Source organism: Streptomyces griseorubiginosus, assembly GCF_001514195.1.
In the GTDB taxonomy this organism is placed as follows: domain Bacteria; phylum Actinomycetota; class Actinomycetes; order Streptomycetales; family Streptomycetaceae; genus Streptomyces; species Streptomyces griseorubiginosus.
Genome location: NZ_KQ948736.1, coordinates 477,998 through 501,368, shown reverse-complemented (window position 1 = coordinate 501,368; position 23,371 = coordinate 477,998). Strand labels below are relative to the sequence as shown.

Below are 23,371 nucleotides of genomic sequence, written 5' to 3'. Positions count from 1 at the left end.
GGGCGCGGCCGTCCTGGTCGTCCGCTGGTACCAGGGACTGCGGCGCCCGGTGGAGGAGTCCTACTCGGCGTCGGACACGGTACCGGCCACAGAGCCGGTGCCGGCCTCGGATTCGGCCCCGGTGCCGGATTCGGTCAGCATCGAGAAATACGTTCCGAAGGAAGCCGCGAGGCTCTCCAGCAACGCTTTCCCTTTTTCCGCGGAGCCCAGCGAAGGGCGCCCGATGACACCGGAATCGGTGTAACCGGACATACCGAGGGTGAGGAGATGACGACGGTCGTCCGCGATGAAATCGGAGGTCTCGTAACCGGGCCGAAGCGATTCGGGGTGCGCATGCAGAAGAATGGAGGTCTCGATTTCTCCCGCATGCATGTCGGTGAGCAACGAGGTGACCACTCCCGCGTCCAGCCGGGCCGCCTCCCAGTCCTCCGCGGCCGGGAACAGCGCCGTCCGCTCCCCGCGCGCGGACGCCTCCTGGACGACGTTTCCCAGCACGTAGTTGCCGCCGTGCCCGTTGACCACCACCAGGGCCTCGACGCCCGAGCGGCGCAGCGAGTCCGCGATGTCCCGTACCACCGCGTGAAGGGTGACGGAGGAGATGCTGACGGTCCCTGGCCAGGCCGCGTGCTCGTGCGAGCAGGAGATCGTCACCGGGGGGAGGAGGTGCACCGGGTACGCCGCGGCGATCTGCCGCGCGACGGCACAGGCGACGAGGGTGTCGGTCGCGAGCGGAAGGTACGCGCCGTGCTGTTCGAAGCTCCCGACCGGAAGGACGGCGACCTGTGTTGAGACGCCCGCCCCTCGTGTCCGTACGTCTTCCGTAGTGTCCGTCGGCAACAGACCGTACGCCGCCGACCGTATTTCCGAACCACTCATCTTTTCTCGGCCTTTCGTCTCTGCTTAGGAACCAGATCATGACAGACAAAGTTGGCGTACTCGGCAAGAAGGCACCACAGCGTACGGGTGTGGAGCGCGTGGTGAATGCCCCGCTGCCCACCGTGTACGGGAAATTCCAGGCAGTCGGTTACCTCGATCACGACCGGGGTGACGAACAAGTCGCCCTGGTGCACGGTGACATCGGCTCGGAGAACGTTCTCGTCCGGCTGCATTCCGAGTGCCTGACCGGTGACGCGTTCGGCTCCCAGCACTGCGAGTGCGGCGACCAGCTCGACGCCGCGCTGCGGGCCGTGGTCAAGGCGGGCAGCGGGATCGTCGTCTACCTGCGCGGTCACGAGGGCCGGGGGATAGGCCTGCTGGCCAAGCTGCGCGCGATGGCACTCCAGGCGGAGGGCCTGGACACCGTGGAGGCGAACCTCGCGCTCGGCCTGCCCGTGGACTCCCGGGACTACGGCGTCGCCGCCGGGATCTTCCACGACCTGGGCGTGAACTCGGTGCGGCTGATGTCCAACAACCCGCGCAAGCGCGAGGCCCTGGAGCGGCACGGCATCGAGGTCACCGAGACGGTGCCGCTGCTGATCACCCCGTGCGAGAGCAACATCACCTATCTGCGCACCAAGCGGGAGCGGCTGGACCACGTCCTGCCGCATCTGGACGCGGTGGCCCACCTGTCCTGATCGCCGGGCGGATTCCGGGCCGGGAAATCCGGACAGGAAGAGGGAATGACCGACGACGTCCTCTTCCTCTCCGGAGCACAGGTCACCCGCCTGCCCGACGTGGAGGCGGCCATCGCCTTCACCGCGCTCAGCTCCGGGGCGGCCGACCCGCCGGCGAAGATCACGTATCCGAGCCGCTGCGACGACGGCGTGGCCTTCGCGCATGTCTCCCGGCTCACCGCCGGCTCCGGGGCCGTCGCGAAGTCCGGCAGCGTCGATCCGGCCGACGCGGCGCCCGGGCGGCCCGCCGTCCACGCCGTGGTGACGGCCCTCGGCCCGGAGACCGGCCGCACATGGGCCAGGGCCCGGGTGCCGGAGCCCAGGACGCGACGGTCCGCGGCCGTCGTCGTGGACGGCCCGACGACCGCGGCGCGGCACGCGGGACCGATCATGGACGCACTCGCGAGCGCGCAACCGCCGCCCCTCGTCCCTCCAGATGAGGTCCTGTCCCGACGCGCCGACGGGCGCACCGCACCCTGCGACATCGTCACCGGCGTCGGCCTCGGTATGCAGGACGAGGTTTCCGCCCGGGCCGTGGCGCGGGCACAGGGGGAGTCCGTATGAGCGTGGTCGTCGTCGGCGGCGGGGTCATGGGCACGAGCATCGCCCGCCACCTGGCCCGGGCCGGCGTACCGGACGTGGTCCTCGTCGAGCGGGACGAACTCGCCTCCGGCTCCACCTCCAAGGCGGCCGGCGGGGTGCGGGCGCAGTTCTCCGACGAGCTCAACATCCGCCTCGGGGCCCGCAGCCTGGAGGCGTTCGGGCGCTTCGACCGGGACACGGGGCAGGACATCGGACTGCACCGGGTGGGCTATCTCTTCCTGCTGTCGACGCCTGAGGAGGTCGCCTCCTTCGAGGCGAGCGTCGAGCTCCAGAACTCCCTGGGCGTCCCGAGTCGCATGATCGACCCGGCCGAGGCCCGGCGGCTCTCCCCGCTCATCACCACGGACGGCCTGCTCGCGGCCGCCTTCTCGCCCGAGGACGGCCACTGCACCCCCGAGTCGGTGGTGCACGGCTACGCGGCCGACGCCCGCCGCCACGGCGCGACGATCCTGCGGCACACCGAGGTCACCGGCATCGAACTCCACGGCGACACCATCACGGCCGTGGTCACCACCAAGGGCCGGATCGCCACCGACACGGTGATCTGCGCGGCCGGAGCCTGGTCGCGGGCCCTCGGCGCGATGGTCGGCGTCGACCTGCCGGTGGAACCGCTGCGCCGCCAGATCGCGGTCACCGAGCCGGTGCCGGGACTCCCGCCCGACCTGCCCATGACCATCGACTTCACCAGCAGCCTCTACTTCCACGGCGAGGGCCCCGGCCTCCTCCTCGGCATGTCCGACCCCGACGAGAGACCCGGCTTCGACACCGCGACGCACGACCGCTGGATCCCCCGCCTCGCCGAGGCGATGGCCCACCGCGCCCCCACCCTCCTCGACCTGCGCCGCACCGGCGGCTGGGCCGGCCTCTACGAGCTCACCCCCGACCACAACGCCCTGATCGGCGAGGCCACTTCGGTCTCCCGCTTCCTGTACGCGACCGGCTTCTCCGGCCACGGCTTCCTCCAGGGACCGGCCGTCGGCGAGGTCGTCCGCGACCTGTACCTGGGACGCGTACCCTTCGTGGACATCAGCCCGCTCAGCGCCGGCCGGTTCGCGGCCGACGCCCCGCGCCCGGAGGCCAACCGCGTATGACCGAGCTCCACCTGTGGCTGCGCCACGAGGTCCGTTCCACCGAGCGGCGCACGCCCCTCGTGCCGTCCGACGCCCGGCGCCTCGTCGAGGCCGGGGCGACGCTGACGGTCGAGGAGTCCCCGCAGCGGATCTTCCCGGTCGAGCAGTACGAGGCGGTCGGCTGCGTGGTCGCCCCCGCGGGCTCGTGGGTGTCCGAGGCGCCACGGGACGCGGTGGTCGTCGGCCTGAAGGAACTCCCCGACGAACCAGCCGCCCTGACACACCGTCATGTCTACTTCGGGCACGCCTACAAGCAGCAGCCCGGCGCCCCCGAACTGCTGCGCCGGTTCGCCGCCGGGGGCGGGGCGCTCCTCGACCTGGAGTACCTGGTGGACGACCAGGGCCGCAGGCTCGCCGCGTTCGGCTACTGGGCCGGTTATCTGGGCGCCGCTCTGGCCGTCCTCCAGCACCGGGGCAGGCTGACCGCGCCCCTCACGCCGACCTCGCAGGAGGAACTGGAGGAGGTGCTGCGGCCGGTCGCCGGGGACGAGGAGTTCACGGCGCTGGTGGTCGGCGCCCTGGGCCGCAGCGGCCGGGGCGCCCGGGTCGCCCTGCGGGCCGCCGGACTCGACCCGACCTGCTGGGACCTCGACGAGACGAGGAACCTGGACCGGCCCGCCCTGCTCGCGCACGACGTCCTGGTGAACTGCGTCCTCGCCACCAGCCCCGTCCCGCCCTTCGTCCGCGAGGAGGACCTGGACGACCCGGCCCGCCGACTGCGCACCCTCTCCGACGTCACCTGCGACGTCGGCTCCCCGCTGAACGTCCTGCCCGTCTACGACCGCGTCACCGAGTGGACCGAACCGGTCCGCCGGCTCCACAAGGAGCCCCCGCTCGACCTGATCGCCATCGACAACCTGCCGTCCCTGCTCCCGGAGGAGTCCAGCACCGGCTTCTCCGGCTCGTTGCTGCCCCTGCTGCTGGAGTTCGGCACCGGTGGGCCGTGGGGGCGCTGTCTGGAGCGGTTCCGTCAGGCGTGCCGTGAACTCGGCATCGAGGAAGGGGAGGCCCGCCGTGTCTGAACCGGTTGCCGCGACCGGCACCGTGCACTGGATCGGCGCCGGACTGTCCACCGGCAGCGGGCTGGCCGCGCTGTGCGACACCGCCGACCGCGTGCTGCTGTGGCACCGCACCGAGGAACGCGCCGAACAGGCCCTCGAAGGACTGCGGCTCAACGGCCGGGCCGTGCCCCGCGCCTACACACCGGCCGCGCTCACCGCCGAACTGGCGCCCGGGGACGTCGTGGTGTCGATGCTGCCCGCCTCCGAGCACCCCGGCCTCCTCGCCGCCTGTGTGCGCCGACGGGCCCACTTCGCCTGCTCCAGCTATGTGTCCGACGCCCTCCTCGAACGCGTACCGGAGGCGGAGAAGGCCGGCGTCGTCGTCCTCACCGAGGCCGGACTCGACCCCGGGATCGACCACCTCTTCGCACACGACCTCGTGGCCCGGGCCCGGGCGGCGATCGGCGACACGACACCGGCGTCGTACTCCCTCACCTCCTACTGCGGCGGTGTCCCCGCCGTCCCGAACGACTTCAGGTACCGCTTCAGCTGGGCCCCGCTCGGCGTCCTCAACGCCCTGCGCTCACCCGCCCGTCACCTCGACGACGGCACCCCCACCACCGTCGAGCGGCCCTGGGAGGCGACCCGGCGTCATGTCGTGGACGGCGAGACCTTCGAGGTCTACCCCAACCGCGACAGCGTGCCCTTCGTCGAGCAGTACGGGCTGCCAGCCGCGTGGACCCCGCGGACCTTCGTGCGCGGCACCCTGCGGCTCGACGGCTGGCTGCGTGCCTGGGAGCCCGTCTTCGAGGAGCTGCGGACCGGCGACGACGCCCGGATCGCGGCCCTGGCCCAGGAGTTGGCGGCCAGGTATCCGACCACGGACGCCGACCGCGACCGGGTCGTCCTCGTCGTCTCCCTGGACGTGCGCGCGGAGGACGGCCGCACCTGGTCCGGCGGCTACCTCCTGGACACGGTGGGCGACGAGGACGACAGCGCGATGGCCCGCTGCGTCTCCCGCACCCTCGCCCTCGGCATCGGCCACATCCTCGACGGCACCCTGCCGGCGGGCCTGCACCGCGCCGCCGAGACCGCCGCCCGCTCGCGGCAGTGGCTGGGCGAACTGTCCCGGGCGGGCCTGCACTTCACGCTGCGGGTGGACCAGGGAGACCGACGGGGCTAGCTGACGACCGCCTCGTGGACCAGACGCTTCAGGTCCGGGAAGACCTTCAGCGTCTTCGGCCGGACCTGGGTGTAGAACTGCACGCTCAGATCACGGACCGGATCGACCCAGAAGGTCGTGGAGGCGGCCCCGCTCCAGCCGAACGTGCCGAGGCCCGCGGGGGCCGGGGTGCGGGCGGGGTCGATCACCACGGAGACGCCGAGACCGAAGCCGAGGCCGTCGTTGCCGGGCTCGTCGTGGGCGGGCTTGGTGCCGAACGCGCGCAGATCGGCGCCGCCCGGAAGGTGGTTGGAGGTCATCAGGTCGACCGTCTCGGCGGACAGCAGCCGGGTGCCGTCCAGTTCGCCGCGGCGGCGCAGCATCTCCGCGAAGCGGTGCACGTCGTGGGCCGAGGCCGCAAGGCCGCCGCTGCCGGACAGCAGCCGGGGGCGGCCCCGCAGCGGCAGCCCGGGGACCGGCTCGATCGTGCCGTCGTCCTTCTCGCCGTACAACTCCGAGAGTCTGTGCGTCTGTTGCTCGTTCACCCAGAAACCGGCGTCGGTCATCCCGAGGGGGCCGAAGATCCGTTCGGCGAAGAAGGCGTCGAGCGAGGTGCCGGACACGATCTCGATGACCCGGCCCAGCACATTGGAGGCGACCGAGTAGTTCCACTGCGTGCCCGGCTCGAACTGGAGCGGCAGGCCTGCGTACACGGCGACCGTCTCGGCGAGGGTCGAACCGGGCAGCACCGACGAGTCCAGACCGGCCTCGCGGTAGAGCGCGTCGACCGGGTGGGAGTGGTAGAACGCGAAGGTCAGGCCGGCGGTGTGGGTCATCAGGTGCCGGATCCGTATCGGACCGTCGGCCGGGCGGGTCGTGAGGGTGTCACCGGCCCCGTCCACGTACACGCGCGGTTCGGCGAACTCCGGGAGGTGGTCGGCGACCGGGTCGTCCAGGGACAGCCGCCCCTCCTCCACCAGCAGCAGGGCCGCGACCGCGGTGACCGGCTTGGTCATCGAGTAGATCCGCCACAGTGTGTCGGTCTCGACGGGCAGTCCGGCCGCGAGGTCGCGCCGGCCGTGGACGGTGAGGTGCGCGACGCGGCCACCCCGGGAGACGCAGACCAGGAAGCCGGGCATCCGGCCCTCGTCGACGTAGTGCGCCAAGTGCTGGTCGAGGCGGTCGAGGACCTTCTCGTCCAGCCCCACCTCACCCGGATCGACCTCTTGCCGCAGCTGTGCCATCGTTCTCCTCCGTCACGTCCGTCGAGGCGCGGACCGGATACCCGCTCCGGACTCCCCTCAGACATCATTTTCGCTCAGGAAACCGCGCCCGGTCGCGGGTCGGGCGGGAACGGCCGGCACGGGAATGCGGGGCGCGGGCGGGCCGGTTGATCGTGGTATGACTCAGGACGCGACGCAGGACGCACTGCTCCGGCTGCTCTCGCAGGGCCACGGCGGGGTACTGACCACGCTCAAGCGCGACGGCCGCCCCCAGCTGTCGAACGTCACCCACGCCTACTACCCCGACGAGCGCATCATCCGGATCTCCCTCACGGACGACCGCGCCAAGACCCGCAACCTGCGCCGGGACCCCCGCGCCTCGTACCACGTGACGACACCGGACCGCTGGGCCTACACGGTCGCCGAGGGCACCGCCGACCTGACCCCGGTGGCGAAGGACCCCCACGACGACACGGTCGAGGAACTGATCCGCCTCTACCGCGACGTCCAGGGCGAGCACCCGGACTGGGACGACTACCGCGCGGCGATGGTCCGCGACGGCCGTCTGGTGCTGCGCCTGCGGGTGGAGCGCGCGTACGGGATCCCGGCCAGGGGCGACCAGGGCTGACGACCGGGCGCGGGCCCCGCGCCGGGGGCCTACGTCCCGGGGCGCAGGGCAGCCGGCCGCCCTGTCGGGCGACCTACGACCCGGGGCGCAGGGCGGACGACCGATGTGCCGGAGGCGTCGGCTGCCTACGCTGACCGGCACACCGACACCACGCGAAGAGGTCACCATGCCCGTGAACGGCCGTAGTCACATCCGCATCGCCCGTCCTTCCCGGGACCTCGCGGCCGCCGAGCGGTTCTGGGTCGAGGGGCTCGGGCTGGGGGTCGTCTGGCGTGCCGAGGGCGGTCCCGAACCCGGCGAGCACGATCTGCTGATGCTCGGCTGGCCGGACGCCGGCTGGCACCTGGAACTCGTCCACGAACAGGGCCGGCCGGTCGAACCCCGGCCCACCGAGGAGGACCTGCTGGTCGTCTACGTCGACGGGCCCGTACCGGACGACCTGGTGGCCCGCCTGGAGACGCACGGCGGGAAGCGGGTGCCCTCGCCGAACCCGTACTGGAACGAGTGGGGCGTCACCGTCGAGGATCCGGACGGGTACCGCCTCGTGCTCTGCTCCCGGGGCTGGAGCAACGCGTAGGAAGCGACGCGGGTAACCGCGGCCGGGCCCCCGGAGCCGTGACGGCGTCCGGGGGCCCGGGGGGATGTCCGCGTCCGGTCAGGCCGTGACCGTCTCCGGCCGCGGTGCCTCGCCGGGTGCGCGGGAGCCGAGGTCCTCCGTGGCGACCTTGTGGGTCTCGCGGGCGGTCAGCGCCGCGATCACCGGGGGGACGCAGAGGGCCGCCGTGAACAGGGCCACCGACGACCAGTCCGTCCCGTCCGGGCCCGCGATCTGCGCCGCGAAGGTCACCGCGAAACCGGCCACGGCGAAGCCGATCTGGGTGCCGATCGCCATCCCGGACAGCCGGACCCTGGTGGAGAACATCTCCCCGTAGAAGGACGGCCAGACCCCGTTCGCCGCGCTGTAGACCACGCCGAACGTGACGATGCCGAGCAGCAGGACGAGCGGGTAGGTGCCCGTGGAGACCGCCCACAGGTACAGGAACATCATCACCGCGCTGCCCACCGCTCCGATCAGGAAGACCGGCCGTCGGCCGATGCGGTCCGAGAGCGTGGCCCACAGGGGGATCGCGGCGAGCGCGACCAGGTTGGCCAGCGCGCCCACCCACAGCATCGAGGAACGGCTCATCCCGACCGCGTCGCTCGTCGCGTACGCCAGCGCCCACACCGTGAAGATCGTGGACACCGAGGCGATGACCGCGCCGCCGATCACCCGCAGCACATCCGCCCAGTGCTCCCGCAGCAGCACCGCCAGCGGCAGCTTCACCACCCCCGCGGAGGCGGCCTGCTGCTCGAACGCCGGGGTCTCGGCCAGCTTGCGGCGGATCACGAAGCCGGCCACGGCGACCCCGACGCTCAGCCAGAACGGCACCCGCCAGCCCCAGGACAGCAGCTGGTCCTCGGGCAGTGCGGCGACCGGCAGGAAGACCAGCGTGGCGAGCAGCTGTCCGCCCTGGGTGCCGCTGAGGGTGAAGCTGGTGAAGAAGCCCCGCCGGTGCGCCGGCGCGTGTTCCAGGCTCATGGAGTTGGCGCTGGCCTGTTCGCCGGCCGCCGAGATGCCCTGGAGGACCCGGCACAGCACCAGCAGGACCGGGGCGAGGGTGCCCACCTGGTGGCGGGTCGGCAGACAGCCGATGAGGAAGGTCGACAGGCCCATCAGGACCAGCGTGAAGACCATGATCTTCTTGCGGCCGACCCGGTCGCCGAAGTGCCCCATGAAGAGCGCGCCGACCGGCCGGGCCGCGTAGGCGACCCCGAACGTGGCCAGGGACAGCAGGGTCGCGGTGGCGGGGTCGGACTCGTCGAAGAACACCTTCGGGAAGATCAGGGCGGCGGCGCTGCCGTAGATGAAGAAGTCGTAGTACTCCAGGGCGCTGCCGATCCAGGCTGCGGTGGCGGCCTTTTTCGGTTGCCCGACGGCGTCGGCGGGGACGGACACGGCGGTGCTCCTTCGGGGGGACTCCGGGAGCTACCCAGCTAATTAACCCACTGGGTAGTTAGTAGCGGTTGCCGAGGATGTTGCGCCCGCGTTTCCCGCGTGTCAAGGGTTCCGGGCGGAGGGATTCAGTCCCCGGCACGGTCTGCGGTCAGGTACGCGATCACCATGTCCCCGAGCATCGCGCGGTAGTGCTCGCGCTGCTCCGGAGCGACCAGGTCGCGGCCGAACAGCGCCCCGAAGGTGTGCCGGTTGGCCACCCGGAAGAAGCAGAACGAGCTGATCATCGCGTGCAGGTCCACCGCGTCCACGTCGGCGGTGAACAGCCCGGACTCCTGCCCCGAGGCCAGGATGCGGCGGATCACGTCGAGCGCCGGGGAGCCGATGCGGCCGAGCTTCTCGGAGGCGGCGATGTGCTCGGCCCCGTGGATGTTCTCGATGCTGACCAGGCGGATGAAGTCGGGGTGCTGCTCGTGGTGGTCGAAGGTCACCTCCGCGAGGCGCCGGATCGCCGCGACCGGGTCCAGGTGCTCGACGTCCAGTTCCTGTTCGGCCTCGCGGATCACGCCGTAGGCCCGCTCCAGGACGGCCGTGAACAGCTGCTCCTTGCCGCCGAAGTAGTAGTAGATCATCCGCTTGGTGGTGCGGGTGCGGGCCGCGATCTCGTCGACCCGGGCGCCGTCGTAGCCGGCTCGCGCGAACTCCTGGGTGGCCACGTCCAGGATCTCGGACCGGGTGCGGGCCGCGTCGCGGATCCGCCCGTGCGGTCGTGCCGGTTCGTCGACGGTGGTCATCGGGTCCCTTCGGGAAGTGCGGCCGGTGCCGCAGATTCTAGAAGGCGCGGGCGAACCCTTCCCCGGCGGCGGTCCGCCTGATATAGCTAACGTACTGGTTCGTACATTAGTCGCCTTTCGCGATCGGCTCAGGAGGTCCGCGTGGCCAAGGACTCGTTTCTCGTCGGACTGATCGGCGCGGGCGTCGGACCCTCGCTGAGCCCGGCGCTGCACGAGCGGGAGGCGGACCGGCAGGGCCTGCGCTATCTCTACCGGCTCATCGACATCGACGCCCTCGGCGTACCCCCCGAGGCCGTCGGCGACCTGGTGCGGGCCGCCCGTGACCTGGGCTACGACGGGCTGAACATCACCCACCCCTGCAAGCAGCTGGTCATCGGGCACCTCGACGCGCTCGCCCCGCAGGCCGAGGCGCTCGGCGCGGTCAACACCGTCGTCTTCGAGAACGGCCGGGCGACCGGCCACAACACCGACGTCACCGGTTTCGCGGCCTCCTTCGCGCGCGGGCTGCCGGACGTGCCCCTGGAGCGGGTCGTCCAGCTGGGCGCCGGCGGCGCGGGCGCGGCCGTCGCGCACGCCGCGCTGACCCTGGGCGCCGAGCGGGTCACCGTCGTGGACGCGCTCGCCGACCGGGCCGCCGCTCTCGCCGCCGCCCTCAACCGGCACTTCGGCGAGGGACGCGCGGCCGCGGCCGGCCCGGAGCGGCTGCCCGCACTGCTCGCCGGGGCCGACGGCGTGGTGCACGCCACCCCCACCGGCATGGCCGCCCACCCAGGACTGCCCTTCCCGGCCGGCCTGCTCCGCCCCGAGCTGTGGGTCGCCGAGGTGGTCTACCGCCCGCTGGAGACGGAACTGCTGCGCACCGCCCGTGCGTTGGGCTGTGCCACGCTCGACGGCGGCGGCATGGCGGTCTTCCAGGCGGCGGACGCGTTCCGGCTGTTCACGGGCCGCGAGCCGGACTCGGCACGGATGCTGGCGGACATCGCGGAGCTGGCGGGCGGGGTCGCGGCACCCGGGCAGACCTCACGCTGACGTCTCGGCGGCCTCCGCAACCACCGCCCGTTCACTGCCGGTTGACGGTGCGGGTGACGCCCGCGAAGACCGTGGTCGCGAGGATCCAGCCCGCGATGATGAGGGCGTACGAAAGCCACTGGTACCAGCCGCTCGGCGCGAAGGCCCCCTCCTGGCCGAAGGAGATCACCGGCAGCAGCAGGTCGAGGGTGAAGAACAGCGCGTTGAAGCGCGGGGCCTCGTCCGCCTTGAGCGGCGGCGGGTGGTGCAGCCCGTAGGCGATCGTGCCGACCGCGAGCAGGGAGACCAGCCAGACACCGGCGCGCAGCGGATGGAAGCCGTAGCCGACGGCCGCGTCCTGGACGTGCCCCCACAGCCGCCCGTACCAGGGCAGGGTGGCGCGGCGGCGGCGCTGCTTGGCGAGCTGGACCTGCCGGGCCGCGTAGTCGTCCCCGATCCTGCGGTATGCGGCGGTCAACTGCTCGTAGGCGTGCGGGACATAGCCCTCGCGGTCCCGCTCCAGCATCGGCAGCCGGCGCGCGGGCGGTTCCTGCGGGGTGAGCGAGGTGTAGACGAGCCCGTTGAACTGCACCTCGTCCGGCACCGACTCCGGCTCCAGGAACAGCTCGTCGATCTGTGCGCGGCGCAGGGTGAGGGCGCCCTCCATGGCGGGGCCCTTGCGGATCCACAGCTCCCCGATGGTGCTGCTGCTCGCCCGCAGCGCCGCGTCGCCCGGGTTCGACAGATGCGCGTAGGAGAAGTCGAGGCGGCCCGCGATCCGGGCGCCCCGCAGACCGATCCAGCCGAAGGTGTGCACCCGGCGCAGATGGACGTCGCCCTCGACGCTCAGGGTCTGGGCGTCGAGCACGATGTCGCCCGGGTTGCTGAGCCGGGCGTCGTTGAGGTTGACGGAACCGGCCACGGACGTGCCGTTGAGCCGTACCTCGCCGTGGGCGCGCAGACCCGGCGCCCACAGGTCGTCGCCGATGCTCATGTGGTTGAGCTGGAGCGCGGGCTCCCCGGCGCCGTCCGCGACGATCTCGGCACGGTCCATGAACAGTGCCCCGGCGATCTGCGCCCCGCCCAGCCGCACCGGTCCGTTCACCCGGCAGTCCGTCAGCCGCAGCACCGCCTCGACGTGCACGGTGGCGGCGGTGAGGCCGGGCAGCACGGAGTTGCTGAGGTTCAACTGGCGCAGCCGGCAGCCGTACAGGAGCGGTACGTCGTCGAAGTGGCAGTGGCTCAGGCGCACGGCGTGGCCGACCGCCCCGTACTGGAGGGCGAGCACACCGGTGATCCGGGCGCCCGCCAGCTTCAGGGCGGGTATCTCGCCGTCCTCCCGCGGCCCGTTGAGCATCAGGAACCGCAACACGGAGGCCCGCACGGTGCGTTCGGGGCCCCAGTCGGCGCCGCCCGCCGCGTCCTCGTCGTCCGCCGCCCGGAAGTCCACGGCCTCGCCCCGGGGAAAGGCGCGCCACACCCGCCGTTCGGCCGGGGTCAGGTTGTTGATCTCCATCAGCGGTGACTCTCCAACGCACGCGCCCCGGTGTCAACAGGCCCTCGACGACGCGGACGGCCCGGGAGACCGTGCTCCCGGGCCGTCCGCAACTGCCGTACTAGGCGCGTGTGTTCCACTCCGCGATCACCGGCCGGTCGTGCTCCGTCGACAGCCGGCTCACCGTGCCCGTGGCCAGCTGGAAGAGCCGGCCGTCCGCCGGGGCGAGCCCGAGTCGGCGGGCTGTGAGGACCCGCAGGAAGTGGGCGTGGGCCACGAGGACCACGTCGCCTTCGCCGAGCGCGGTGTCCACCCGGGCCAGCACCCGGTCGGCGCGCCGGCCGATCTGCTCCGGCGACTCCCCGGGGTGCCCTTCGGGTCCGGGCGGGACCCCGTCGGTCCACAGGTCCCAGTCGGGCCGGGTCCGGTGGATGTCGACCGTGGTGACGCCCTCGTAGGCGCCGTAGTCCCACTCGTGGAGGTCGGGGTCGGTCACGGCCCCGGTGATGCCCGCCAGTTCGGCGGTGCGTATCGCGCGGCCCAGCTCACTGGTGAGCGCGAGCGAGAAGGTCCGGCCCGACAGGAGCGGAGCGAGCAACTTGGCCTGTTCCTCGCCGTGCTGGGTGAGGGGCAGGTCGGTCCAGCTGGTGTGCTGTCCCGACACGCTCCACTCCGTCTCGCCGTGGCGGACCAGAAGAAGATCCCCCACGACGCGCCTACTTCTTCGCTTCGACGGCGTGGCCGCCGAACTGGTTGCGCAGCGCCGCGATCATCTTCATCTGCGGGGAGTCGTCCTGGCGGGACGCGAACCGCGCGAAGAGCGAGGCGGTGATCGTGGGCAGCGGCACCGCGTTGTCGACGGCCGCCTCCACGGTCCAGCGGCCCTCGCCGGAGTCCTGCGCGTAGCCCTTCAGCTTGTCCAGGTGCTCGTCCTCGTCGAGGGCGTTGACCGCGAGGTCGAGCAGCCACGAGCGGATGACGGTGCCCTCCTGCCAGGAGCGGAACACCTCGCGCACGCTGTCCACCGACTCGACCTTCTCCAGGAGCTCCCAGCCCTCGGCGTACGCCTGCATCATGGCGTACTCGATGCCGTTGTGGACCATCTTGGAGAAGTGCCCGGCGCCGACCTTGCCCGCGTGGACATAGCCGTACGGCCCCTCGGGCTTGAGCGCCTCGAAGATCGGCTGGAGCCGGTCCACGTGCTCCTTGTCGCCGCCGACCATCAGGGCGTAGCCGTTCTGGAGGCCCCACACACCGCCGGAGACACCGGCGTCGATGAAGCCGATGTCCTTGGCGCCCAGCTCCGCGGCGTGCTTCTCGTCGTCCGTGTAGCGGGAGTTGCCGCCGTCGACCACGGTGTCACCGGGGGACAGGAGCTCACCGAGCTCGTCCACCACGGACTGGGTGGGGGCGCCGGCCGGCACCATCACCCACACCACGCGCGGGGCCTCGAGCTTGTCGACCAGCTCGGCGAGGCTCGCCACGTCGGAGACCTCGGGGTTGCGGTCGTAGCCGATGACGGTGTGGCCCGCGCGGCGGATCCGCTCGCGCATGTTGCCGCCCATCTTGCCCAGACCGATGAGTCCCAGCTGCATGTCAGTGCACTTCCTTCAGTTCACGGTAGGCGGCCACCAGGGCGGTGGTGGAGGAGTCGAGACCGGGGACGTCCGCGCCCTCGGTCAGGGCGGGCTCGACGCGCTTGGCGAGGACCTTGCCGAGCTCGACGCCCCACTGGTCGAAGGAGTCGATGTTCCAGACCGCGCCCTGGACGAACACCTTGTGCTCGTAGAGGGCGATGAGCTGGCCCAGGACGGAGGGGGTGAGCTCCTTCGCGAGGATCGTGGTCGTGGGGTGGTTGCCCTGGAAGGTGCGGTGCGCCACCTGCTCCTCGGGCACGCCCTCCGCGCGGACCTCCTCGGCGGTCTTGCCGAAGGCGAGCGCCTGCCCCTGTGCGAACAGGTTGGCCATCAACAGGTCGTGCTGCGCCTTGAGTTCGTCGCTCAGCTCGTCGACCGGGCGGGCGAAGCCGATGAAGTCGGCCGGGATGAGCTTGGTGCCCTGGTGGATCAACTGGTAGTACGCGTGCTGTCCGTTGGTGCCGGGCGTGCCCCACACCACCGGGCCGGTCTGCCACTCCACCGGACGGCCGTCGCGCTGCACCGACTTGCCGTTGGACTCCATGTCCAGCTGCTGGAGGTACGCGGTGAACTTGGAGAGGTAGTGGCTGTAGGGCAGCACCGCGTGCGACTGGGCGTCGTGGAAGTTGCCGTACCAGATGCCCAGCAGACCGAGCAGCAGCGGGGCGTTGGCCTCGGCGGGGGCGTTGCGGAAGTGCTCGTCGACGATCCGGAAGCCGTCGAGCATCTCCCGGAAACGGTCCGGGCCGATGGCGATCATCAGGGAGAGACCGATCGCCGAGTCGTAGGAGTAGCGGCCGCCGACCCAGTCCCAGAACTCGAACATGTTGTCCGGGTCGATGCCGAAGTCCGTGACCTTCTCGGCGTTCGTCGACAGGGCCACGAAGTGCTTCGCGACGGCCTTGTCGTCGTGGAGTCCGCCGGGGCCATCGAGCAGCCAGGAGCGGGCCGAGGTGGCGTTGGTGATCGTCTCGATCGTGGTGAACGTCTTCGACGCCACGATGAACAGGGTCTCCGCCGGGTCCAGGTCGCGGGTGGCCTCGTGCAGGTCGGCGCCGTCCACGTTGGACACGAAACGGAAGGTCAACTCCCGTGCCGTGAAGGCCCGCAGGGCCTCGTAGGCCATCGCGGGGCCGAGGTCGGAGCCGCCGATGCCGATGTTGACGACGTTCTTGATCCGCTTGCCGGTGTGGCCGGTCCACTCGCCGGAGCGGACCCGGTTCGCGAAGTCGCTCATCTTGTCGAGCACGGCGTGCACGCGGGGCACGACGTTTTCGCCGTCGACCTCGACGACCGCGTTCGCGGGGGCGCGCAGCGCGGTGTGCAGGACCGCCCGGTCCTCGGTGAGGTTGATCCGCTCACCGCGGAACATGGCGTCCCGCAGGCCGAACACGTCGGTGGCGGCGGCCAGTTCCTGGAGCAGGGCCAGGGTCTCGTCGGTGATCAGGTGCTTGGAGTAGTCGATGCGCAGATCGCCGACGCGCACGACGTACCGCTCCGCGCGCCCCGGGTCCTTCGCGAACAGCTCGCGCAGATGGGGGGTCCCCTCGGCGCGGTGGTCCTCCAGGGCCGTCCACTCGGGGCGGCGCGTCAGCAGGGGGGAGTCAGACATGAGCAGGGGTCTCCTTGCCGGCCTCGCCCCGCAGGGCGACGGCGTACATCTCGTCGGCGTCGAGGCGGCGAAGTTCCTCGGCGATGAGTTCGGAGGTGGTGCGGACCTTGAGGGCGAGGGTGCGGGAGGGCTGGCCCGGCAGGGACAGCGTGGCCAGCGGGCCCTCGGGGCGGTCGATGACGATCTCGCCGTTCGCGGTGCCCAGGCGCACGGCCGTGACGACCGGCCCCGCGGTGACGACCCGCTCGATCTTCACCTTGAGCCGCGCCTCCAGCCAGCGCGCGAGGAGTTCGGCGGCCGGGTTGTCGGCCTCCGCCTCCACGGCACCGGAGATGATCTGCGCCCGGGCCTGGTCGAGGGCCGCCGCCAGCATCGAGCGCCACGGCGTCAGCCGGGTCCAGGCGAGGTCGGTGTCGCCGGGCGCGTAGGAGCGGACCCGGGTGTCCAGCACCGCCAGGGGGTCCTCGACGGCGTACAGGTCGGTGATCCGGCGCTGGGCCAGCGCGCCCAGCGGGTCCTTCGCCGGGTTCTCCGGCGCGTCCACCGGCCACCACACGACCACCGGGGCGTCCGGCAGCAGCAGCGGCAGGACCACGGAGTCGGCGTGGTCGGACACCTCGCCGTAGGTCCGGAGGATCACCGTCTCACCGGTGCCGGCGTCGGCGCCCACCCGGACCTCGGCGTCCAGCTTGGAGGACATCCGGTCGCGGGCGGTGCGGGCGTGCCGCTTGATGACGACCAGGGTGCGCGAGGGGTGCTCGTGCGAGGCCTCCTCGGCCGCCTTGATCGCGTCGTAGGCGTTCTCCTCGTCCGTGACGATCACCATCGTCAGGACCATGCCCACCGCGGGCGTCCCGATGGCGCGGCGACCCTGCACCAGCGCCTTGTTGATCTTGCTTGCCGTGGTGTCGGTCAGGTCGATCTTCATGGCCTGCGCCAGCTCCGTCCGTCTCGTGCGAGCATCTCGTCGGCTTCCTCGGGTCCCCAGGTACCCGACGCGTACTGCGCCGGACGGCCGTGGTTCGCCCAGTGCTCCTCGATCGGGTCGAGGATCTTCCAGGACTCTTCCACTTCCTGGTGACGCGGGAACAGGTTGGCGTCCCCGAGGAGGACATCCAGGATGAGCCGCTCGTAGGCCTCCGGGCTGGACTCGGTGAACGACTCGCCGTACGCGAAGTCCATCGTCACGTCCCGGATCTCCATCGAGGTGCCCGGCACCTTCGACCCGAACCGGACCGTCATGCCCTCGTCCGGCTGGACGCGGATGACGATCGCGTTCTTGCCGAGCTCCTCGGTCGCCGTGTGGTCGAAGGGGGAGTGCGGGGCGGACTGGAAGACGACCGCGATCTCGGTGACCCGGCGGCCCAGCCGCTTGCCGGTGCGCAGGTAGAAGGGGACGCCCGCCCAGCGGCGGTTGTCGACGTTCAGCCTGATGGCGGCGTACGTGTCCGTGGTGGAGGCCTTGTCGATGCCCTCCTCCTCCAGGTAGCCGAGCACCTTCTCGCCGCCCTGCCAGGCACCCGCGTACTGCCCGCGCACGGCGCTCTTGCCGATGTCCTCCGGCAGCTTCACGGCCCGCAGGACCTTCAGCTTCTCGGTGAGCAGCGACTCGGCGTCGAACGCGGCCGGCTCCTCCATGGCGGTCAGCGCCATCAGCTGGAGCAGGTGGTTCTGGATGACGTCACGGGCGGCGCCGATGCCGTCGTAGTAGCCGGCCCGGCCGCCGATGCCGATGTCCTCGGCCATCGTGATCTGCACGTGGTCCACGTACGAGCGGTTCCAGATCGGCTCGTACATCTGGTTGGCGAAGCGCAGCGCCAGGATGTTCTGGACGGTCTCCTTGCCCAGGTAGTGGTCGATCCGGAACACCTGCTCCGGATCGAACACGTCGTGCACGATGGCGTTGAGCTCGCGGGCGCTCTTCAGATCGCGGCCGAACGGCTTCTCGATGACCGCGCGCCGCCAGGACCCCTCGGGTGCGTCCGCGAGGCCGTGCTTCTTGAGCTGCTTCACGACCTTCGGGAAGAACTTCGGCGGTACGGAGAGGTAGAAGGCGTAGTTGCCGCTGGTGCCGCGCGCCTTGTCGAGGTCGTCGACGGTCTGGCGCAGCTGCTTGAACGCCGTGTCGTCGTCGAAGTCGCCCGGGATGAACCGCATGCCCTCGGCGAGCTGCTGCCAGACCTCCTCACGGAACTCGGTCCGGGCGTGCTCGCGCACCGAGTCGTGCACGATCTGCGCGAAGTCCTCGTCCTCCCAGTCCCGGCGGGCGAACCCGACGAGCGAGAAGCCCGGCGGGAGCATGCCGCGGTTGGCGAGGTCGTAGACGGCCGGCATCAGCTTCTTGCGGGACAGGTCGCCGGTGACGCCGAAGATGACGAGACCGGAGGGCCCGGCGATCCGGGGGAGACGCCGGTCGCGCTCGTCGCGCAGCGGGTTCTCCCAGTCGGCGGTGATGGTCATTCCGCGTCCACTCCCTTGCTGTTCAGCGACTTGGTGACGGCGTCCAGCAGGTCCTGCCAGGCCACCTCGAACTTGGCGACACCCTCGTCCTCCAGCTGCCGCACGACCTCGTCGTAGGAGATCCCGAGCGCCTCCACGGCGGCCAGGTCGGCGCGGGCCTGCGCGTAGCCGCCGGTCACCGTGTCGCCGGTGATGTCGCCGTGGTCGGCGGTGGCGTTCAGCGTGGCCTCGGGCATGGTGTTGACCGTGCCGGGGGCGACCAGGTCGTCGACGTAGAGGGTGTCCTTGTAGGCCGGGTCCTTCACGCCGGTCGAGGCCCACAGCGGGCGCTGCCGGTTGGCGCGGGCGTCGCCGAGGGAGGTCCAGCGCTCACCGGAGAAGACCTCCTCGTACGCCTCGTAGGCGAGCCGCGCGTTGGCGAGCGCCGCCCTGCCCTTGAGCGCGAGGGCCTGCTCGGTGCCGAGCAGGGTGAGCCGCTTGTCGATCTCGGAGTCGACCCGGGAGACGAAGAACGAGGCGACCGAGTGGATCGTGGCGAGGTCGAGGCCCTTCTTCGCGGCCTTCTCCAGGCCGGCCAGGTAGGCGTCCATGACCTCGCGGTAGCGCTCCAGCGAGAAGATCAGCGTGACGTTGACGCTGATGCCGAGGGCGATGACCTCGGTGATCGCGGGCAGGCCGGCCTTCGTCGCCGGGATCTTGATCATGACGTTCGGGCGGTCCACCAGCCAGGCGAGCTGCTTGGCCTCGGCGACCGTCGCCCGGGTGTCGTGGGCCAGACGGGGGTCGACCTCGATGGACACCCGGCCGTCCCGGCCGCCGGTGGCGTCGTACACCGGGCGCAGCACGTCGGCGGCGGCGCGGACGTCGGCGGTCGTCATCATCCGTACGGCCTCGTCGACCGTCACGTCCCGGGCGGCGAGGTCGCTCAGCTGCTCCTCGTAGCCCGCTCCGGAGCCGATGGCGGCCTGGAAGATGGAGGGGTTGGTGGTGACGCCGACGACGTGCTTCGTGGCGACGAGCTCGGCGAGGTTCCCGGACTCGATCCGCTTGCGTGACAGGTCGTCCAGCCAGATGGAGACGCCCTCGTCGGACAGGCGCTTGAGTGCTCCCGCGGTCGCGGTAGCTTCGGTCACTTTGATCATCTTCTTTCTGGCGGTCGGATCAACCACGCGCGGCGGCCAGCGATTCCCTGGCTGCTGCGGCGACGTTCTCGGCGGTGAAGCCGTACTCGGCGAACAGGGTCTTCGCGTCGGCGGAGGCGCCGAAGTGTTCGAGGGAGACGATGCGTCCTGCGTCACCAATGAAGCGGTACCACGTCAGACCGATACCGGCCTCGATTGCGACGCGGGCTCGCACGGACGGCGGAAGGACCCGCTCGCGGTACTCCTTCGGCTGCTGCTCGAACCATTCCACGGACGGCATCGACACCACCCGGGTGCCGACCCCCTCGGCTTCCAGCTGCTCCCGCGCGGCGACGGCGAGCTGCACCTCGGAGCCGGTGGCGACGAGAACCACGTCGGGGGTCCCGGTGGAGGCGTCCTTCAGGACGTACCCGCCCTTGGCCGCGTCCGGGTTCGGCGCGTAGGTCGGCACGCCCTGGCGGGTGAGCGCGAGGCCGTGCGGGGCCGGGTCGGTGGCGTGCCGGCGGAGGATCTCGGCCCAGGCGATCGCGGTCTCGTTGGCGTCGGCCGGGCGGACCACGTTCAGGCCCGGGATGGCGCGCAGCGACGCCAGGTGCTCGACCGGCTGGTGCGTCGGGCCGTCCTCGCCGAGACCGATGGAGTCGTGGGTCCAGACGTAGGTGACGGGCAGCTGCATCAGCGCGGACAGCCGGACCGCGTTGCGCATGTAGTCGGAGAACACCAGGAAGGTGCCGCCGTAGATGCGGGTGTTGCCGTGCAGCGCGATGCCGTTCATCTCGGCGGCCATCGAGTGCTCGCGAATCCCGAAGTGGACCGTACGGCCGTACGGGTCGGCCTCGGGCAGCGGGTTGCCCGCCGGGAGGAAGGAGCTGGTCTTGTCGATGGTGGTGTTGTTCGAGCCGGCGAGGTCGGCGGAGCCGCCCCACAGCTCGGGCAGCACCGGGCCCAGCGCCTGGAGGACCTTGCCGGAGGCGGCCCGGGTCGCGACGGAGGCGCCCTCCTCGAAGACGGGGATCGCGGACTCCCAGCCCTCGGGGAGCTGGCCCGCGACCACCCGGTCGAAGAGCCGCGCCCGCTCGGGCTGCTCGCCGCGCCAGGACGCGATCTGCTTGTCCCAGGCCGCGTGCGCCTCGGCACCCCGGTCCAGGGCCTGACGGGTGTGGGCGAGGACCTCGTCCGTGACCTGGAAGCTCTTCTCCGGGTCGAAGCCGAGGACGCGCTTGGTGGCGGCGACCTCGTCGGCGCCGAGCGCGGAGCCGTGGGCGGCCTCGGTGTTCTGCGCGTTCGGGGCGGGCCAGGCGATGATCGTGCGCATCGCGATGATCGAGGGGCGCCTGGTCTCGGCCTGGGCCGTCTTCAGGGCCGCGTGCAGGGCGTGCACGTCGATGTCGCCGTCGGCCCCGGGTTCGATGCGCTGGGTGTGCCAGCCGTAGGCCTCGTAGCGCTTCAGGACGTCCTCGGAGAACGCGGTCGCGGTGTCGCCCTCGATGGAGATGTGGTTGTCGTCGTAGAGGAAGACCAGGTTGCCGAGCTTCTGGTGGCCGGCGAGGGAGGAGGCCTCGGCGGAGATGCCCTCCTGGAGGTCGCCGTCGGACACGATCGCCCAGATGGTGTGGTCGAAGGGGGACTCGCCCTCGGGGGCCTCGGGGTCGAACAGGCCACGCTCGTAGCGGGCGGCCATCGCCATGCCGACGGCGTTGGCGACACCCTGGCCGAGCGGCCCGGTGGTGGTCTCCACGCCGGCGGTGTGCCCGTACTCGGGGTGACCGGGCGTCTTGGAGCCGTGGGTGCGGAACGCCTTCAGGTCGTCGAGCTCCAGCTCGTACCCGGAGAGGAAGAGCTGGGTGTACAGCGTCAGCGAGGTGTGGCCGGGGGAGAGGACGAAGCGGTCACGGCCGGTCCACTCGGGGTCCGCCGGGTCGTGCCGCATCACCTTCTGAAAGATCGTGTACGCCGCCGGGGCCAGGGCCATCGCGGTCCCCGGGTGTCCGTTGCCGACCTGCTGCACGGCATCGGCCGCCAGAAGGCGGGCGGTGTCGACGGCACGCCGGTCGAGTTCGGTCCATTCGAAGGTGTCCGGTGTCTGCGTGCTCATCTTCAAGAAGTCCTCGATCGGAGCGGGATTGCTGGTCTGACGTGTTCGAACTTAAAAGTCTGACTTTTACGGGGGAAGGTCGCGGTGTGCCAGCCTGTGGTGAAAGTGGGACACGGAACGCTTCAGGCGGGCGGCGCGAGAAGGACATGGCGGACAGAACGACCCAAGGCTCCATCCAAGGCGGAGCCGATGACGGCCAAGTGGACGGGATCAGAACGTTCCCCTTTCCCGTCGAGCTCAGTGTGGGCGGCGTGGGCATGCAGGTCGGACCCATGGGAGCCGACCGCACCTGGCATGCGGATGCCCCGCTGGAGCGGGTGCACCGCATCGACTTCCATGTCGTGATGCTCTTCGACGGCGAGCCCGTCCGCCACATGGTCGACTTCGCCGAGTACGAGGCCGCGGCGGGCGACCTGTTGTGGATCCGCCCGGGCCAGGTCCACCGTTTCTCCCCGACGAGCGAGTACCGCGGAACCGTGCTCACCATGCAACCCGGGTTCCTGCCGCGGACGACGGTGGAGGCGACGGGGCTCTACCGCTACGACCTGCCGCCCCTGCTGCGGCCCTCAGAGCCCCAGTTGGCGGGGCTGAAGGCAGGACTGGCCCAGCTCCGGCGGGAGTACGAGGACACGGCGACCCTCCCGCCGAGCCTGCACGCCGCGGTCCTGCGGCACACCCTGACGGCGTTCCTGCTGCGCCTCGCCCATCTGGCGGCGAGCTCGGCGGACGCGGGGCGGCAGGCGGAGTCGACGTTCACCCTGTTCCGGGACGCCGTGGAGAAGGGGTTCGCCACCAACCACAGCGTCAGCGCCTATGCCGACGCGCTCGGTTACTCCCGCCGGACCCTGGTGCGCGCGGTGCGTGCGGCGACGGGGGAGACGCCCAAGGGGTTCATCGACAAGCGGGTGGTCCTGGAGGCCAAGCGCCTGCTGGCCCACACGGACCTGCCGATCGGCCGGGTGGGGGCGGCGATCGGTTTCCCGGACGCGGCGAACTTCTCGAAGTTCTTCCAGCAGCACACGGAGCTGACACCGGCGGCGTTCCGGGCGGAGTTGCGTTGAGTTCTCGACGCACGGAACTCCGCCGAGTTCTCGACACGGGGAACTGCGCCGAGTTCTCGCAGAGTTGAGAGCCGGTCAGGTTTGTCATGTCCATTTGGCGGAGTCTTTGCCGTGCATGACCTGTGCGAGGGGCGAACTTTGCCCGGCGTGACCCGCGGTTCGCCCGGCCTTCACTCAGGGCCGGTGCGAGCCCCCTACTGTTGCCGCGCCGCCACCCCCACGAACGTCCGTCACCTCTGTCCGGAGGACAGTCATGGCCGCCGTCAAGGCACCCTCGCGCAACCGACGTTCCCTCTCCGCGCTCGCCGGAGCCCTCGCCCTCACCGCCGCCTCGATCGGCGTGTGGGCGGCGACCGCCACCACCGCCCAGGCCGCCGCCCTCCCCACCCCCGACCACGTGGTCGTCGTGGTCATGGAGAACCACGCCTACACCCAGGTCATCGGCAGCTCCAGCGCCCCCTACCTCAACAACACGCTCAAGGCGGGAGGCGCGAACCTCACCCAGTCCTACGGACTCACCCACCCGAGCGAGCCGAACTACTACATGCTGTTCTCCGGCTCCAACCAGGGCCGCACCGACGACAGTTGCGTGAGCGTCGGGTCGATCTCCGCCCCCAATCTCGCCTCGGAGCTCATCGCCGCGGGCAAGACCTGGGCGAGCTGGAACGAGTCGCTGCCCAGCCAGGGTTCGACTACGTGCAGCAGCGGCAATTA

At 71.2% G+C, this 23,371-nt stretch carries 22 protein-coding genes; 10 read left to right on the top strand and 12 right to left on the bottom strand.

Going from position 1 to position 23,371, the window contains the following annotated elements; all coding sequences use genetic code 11:
- Positions 1 to 60 precede the first annotated feature (60 nt).
- Positions 61 to 876: a creatininase family protein gene (locus AQJ54_RS43465; protein WP_079069862.1), complete on the bottom strand. Its 816-nt coding sequence runs from the start codon at positions 874 to 876 to the stop codon at positions 61 to 63.
- 38 nt (positions 877 to 914) lie between these two features.
- On the opposite strand from AQJ54_RS43465, the gene ribA reads away from it, so the two are divergent.
- Genes ribA through AQJ54_RS14890 form a run of 5 tightly spaced genes read left to right on the top strand, consistent with a single transcriptional unit; the run spans position 915 to position 5,530 of the window.
- Positions 915 to 1,574 (top strand): GTP cyclohydrolase II, encoded by a 660-nt coding sequence (gene ribA / locus AQJ54_RS14910; RefSeq protein WP_028809272.1) that lies wholly within the window; start codon positions 915 to 917, stop codon positions 1,572 to 1,574.
- A 45-nt stretch (positions 1,575 to 1,619) separates the two neighbouring features.
- Positions 1,620 to 2,177, top strand: a complete 558-nt coding sequence (locus AQJ54_RS14905) for a hypothetical protein (protein ID WP_062237715.1) — start codon at positions 1,620 to 1,622, stop codon at positions 2,175 to 2,177.
- Positions 2,174 to 3,307: an NAD(P)/FAD-dependent oxidoreductase gene (locus AQJ54_RS14900; protein ID WP_062237713.1), complete on the top strand. Its 1,134-nt coding sequence runs from the start codon at positions 2,174 to 2,176 to the stop codon at positions 3,305 to 3,307. Before AQJ54_RS14905 ends, AQJ54_RS14900 begins: the two co-directional genes overlap by 4 nt.
- Positions 3,304 to 4,368, top strand: coding sequence for a saccharopine dehydrogenase (locus AQJ54_RS14895; protein WP_062237711.1), 1,065 nt, complete (start codon positions 3,304 to 3,306; stop codon positions 4,366 to 4,368). Before AQJ54_RS14900 ends, AQJ54_RS14895 begins: the two co-directional genes overlap by 4 nt.
- Positions 4,361 to 5,530 carry a saccharopine dehydrogenase family protein gene (locus AQJ54_RS14890; RefSeq protein ID WP_062237709.1) on the top strand — a complete coding sequence of 390 codons (1,170 nt, stop codon included), beginning with the start codon at positions 4,361 to 4,363 and terminating at the stop codon, positions 5,528 to 5,530. The genes AQJ54_RS14895 and AQJ54_RS14890 overlap by 8 nt, the downstream gene beginning before the upstream one ends.
- Here AQJ54_RS14890 and AQJ54_RS14885 read toward each other — a convergent pair.
- A complete protein-coding gene (locus AQJ54_RS14885; RefSeq protein ID WP_062029001.1) occupies positions 5,527 to 6,753 on the bottom strand; it encodes a serine hydrolase domain-containing protein in 1,227 nt (408 codons plus the stop codon). The genes AQJ54_RS14890 and AQJ54_RS14885 overlap by 4 nt on opposite strands.
- Before the next feature lie 157 nt (positions 6,754 to 6,910).
- On the opposite strand from AQJ54_RS14885, the gene AQJ54_RS14880 reads away from it, so the two are divergent.
- On the top strand, positions 6,911 to 7,360 hold the full coding sequence (locus AQJ54_RS14880; RefSeq protein ID WP_030314937.1) for a PPOX class F420-dependent oxidoreductase: 450 nt from the start codon (positions 6,911 to 6,913) through the stop codon (positions 7,358 to 7,360).
- A 166-nt stretch (positions 7,361 to 7,526) separates the two neighbouring features.
- Entirely contained in the window at positions 7,527 to 7,937 is a 411-nt protein-coding gene (locus AQJ54_RS14875; RefSeq protein WP_062237707.1) for a VOC family protein, read from the top strand.
- 78 nt (positions 7,938 to 8,015) lie between these two features.
- Here AQJ54_RS14875 and AQJ54_RS14870 read toward each other — a convergent pair whose 3' ends face one another.
- Both AQJ54_RS14870 and AQJ54_RS14865 read right to left on the bottom strand, forming a co-directional pair.
- Entirely contained in the window at positions 8,016 to 9,356 is a 1,341-nt protein-coding gene (locus AQJ54_RS14870; RefSeq protein ID WP_062237706.1) for an MFS transporter, read from the bottom strand.
- Between the two features lie 125 nt (positions 9,357 to 9,481).
- Positions 9,482 to 10,147 (bottom strand): TetR/AcrR family transcriptional regulator, encoded by a 666-nt coding sequence (locus tag AQJ54_RS14865; protein ID WP_062029008.1) that lies wholly within the window; start codon positions 10,145 to 10,147, stop codon positions 9,482 to 9,484.
- A 141-nt stretch (positions 10,148 to 10,288) separates the two neighbouring features.
- On the opposite strand from AQJ54_RS14865, the gene AQJ54_RS14860 reads away from it, so the two are divergent.
- Positions 10,289 to 11,176 (top strand): shikimate dehydrogenase, encoded by an 888-nt coding sequence (locus AQJ54_RS14860; protein WP_062237704.1) that lies wholly within the window; start codon positions 10,289 to 10,291, stop codon positions 11,174 to 11,176.
- A gap of 31 nt (positions 11,177 to 11,207) precedes the next feature.
- Here AQJ54_RS14860 and AQJ54_RS14855 read toward each other — a convergent pair whose 3' ends face one another.
- The 8 genes from AQJ54_RS14855 to tkt all read right to left on the bottom strand — a co-directional run bounded on the left by AQJ54_RS14855 (position 11,208) and on the right by tkt (position 21,596).
- Positions 11,208 to 12,671: a translocation/assembly module TamB domain-containing protein gene (locus AQJ54_RS14855; protein ID WP_062029012.1), complete on the bottom strand. Its 1,464-nt coding sequence runs from the start codon at positions 12,669 to 12,671 to the stop codon at positions 11,208 to 11,210.
- Between the two features lie 100 nt (positions 12,672 to 12,771).
- The gene (locus tag AQJ54_RS14850; RefSeq protein ID WP_030314948.1) at positions 12,772 to 13,359 is read right to left on the bottom strand and encodes a histidine phosphatase family protein; all 588 of its coding nucleotides are present in this window, start codon (positions 13,357 to 13,359) and stop codon (positions 12,772 to 12,774) included.
- A 7-nt stretch (positions 13,360 to 13,366) separates the two neighbouring features.
- Entirely contained in the window at positions 13,367 to 14,245 is an 879-nt protein-coding gene (gene gnd / locus AQJ54_RS14845) for a phosphogluconate dehydrogenase (NAD(+)-dependent, decarboxylating) (RefSeq protein ID WP_062237702.1), read from the bottom strand.
- Between the two features lies 1 nt (position 14,246).
- Positions 14,247 to 15,899: a glucose-6-phosphate isomerase gene (gene pgi / locus AQJ54_RS14840; RefSeq protein ID WP_062237700.1), complete on the bottom strand. Its 1,653-nt coding sequence runs from the start codon at positions 15,897 to 15,899 to the stop codon at positions 14,247 to 14,249.
- Complete coding sequence (gene opcA, locus AQJ54_RS14835; protein ID WP_062237698.1) at positions 15,892 to 16,827, bottom strand: glucose-6-phosphate dehydrogenase assembly protein OpcA; 936 nt, start codon at positions 16,825 to 16,827, stop codon at positions 15,892 to 15,894. The genes pgi and opcA overlap by 8 nt, the downstream gene beginning before the upstream one ends.
- Positions 16,824 to 18,359, bottom strand: a complete 1,536-nt coding sequence (gene zwf, locus AQJ54_RS14830; RefSeq protein WP_062029022.1) for a glucose-6-phosphate dehydrogenase — start codon at positions 18,357 to 18,359, stop codon at positions 16,824 to 16,826. The genes opcA and zwf overlap by 4 nt, the downstream gene beginning before the upstream one ends.
- Positions 18,356 to 19,501, bottom strand: a complete 1,146-nt coding sequence (tal, locus tag AQJ54_RS14825; protein ID WP_062238631.1) for a transaldolase — start codon at positions 19,499 to 19,501, stop codon at positions 18,356 to 18,358. Before tal ends, zwf begins: the two co-directional genes overlap by 4 nt.
- Before the next feature lie 19 nt (positions 19,502 to 19,520).
- Entirely contained in the window at positions 19,521 to 21,596 is a 2,076-nt protein-coding gene (tkt, locus tag AQJ54_RS14820) for a transketolase (protein ID WP_062237696.1), read from the bottom strand.
- A 146-nt stretch (positions 21,597 to 21,742) separates the two neighbouring features.
- Between tkt and AQJ54_RS14815 the strand changes: the two genes are divergently transcribed.
- Together AQJ54_RS14815 and AQJ54_RS14810 are read left to right on the top strand one after the other, a co-directional pair.
- Complete coding sequence (locus AQJ54_RS14815; protein ID WP_062029029.1) at positions 21,743 to 22,657, top strand: helix-turn-helix domain-containing protein; 915 nt, start codon at positions 21,743 to 21,745, stop codon at positions 22,655 to 22,657.
- Between the two features lie 253 nt (positions 22,658 to 22,910).
- Positions 22,911 to 23,371 (top strand): alkaline phosphatase family protein (locus tag AQJ54_RS14810; RefSeq protein ID WP_346265460.1); only part of this gene is annotated, 461 nt, incomplete at its 3' end.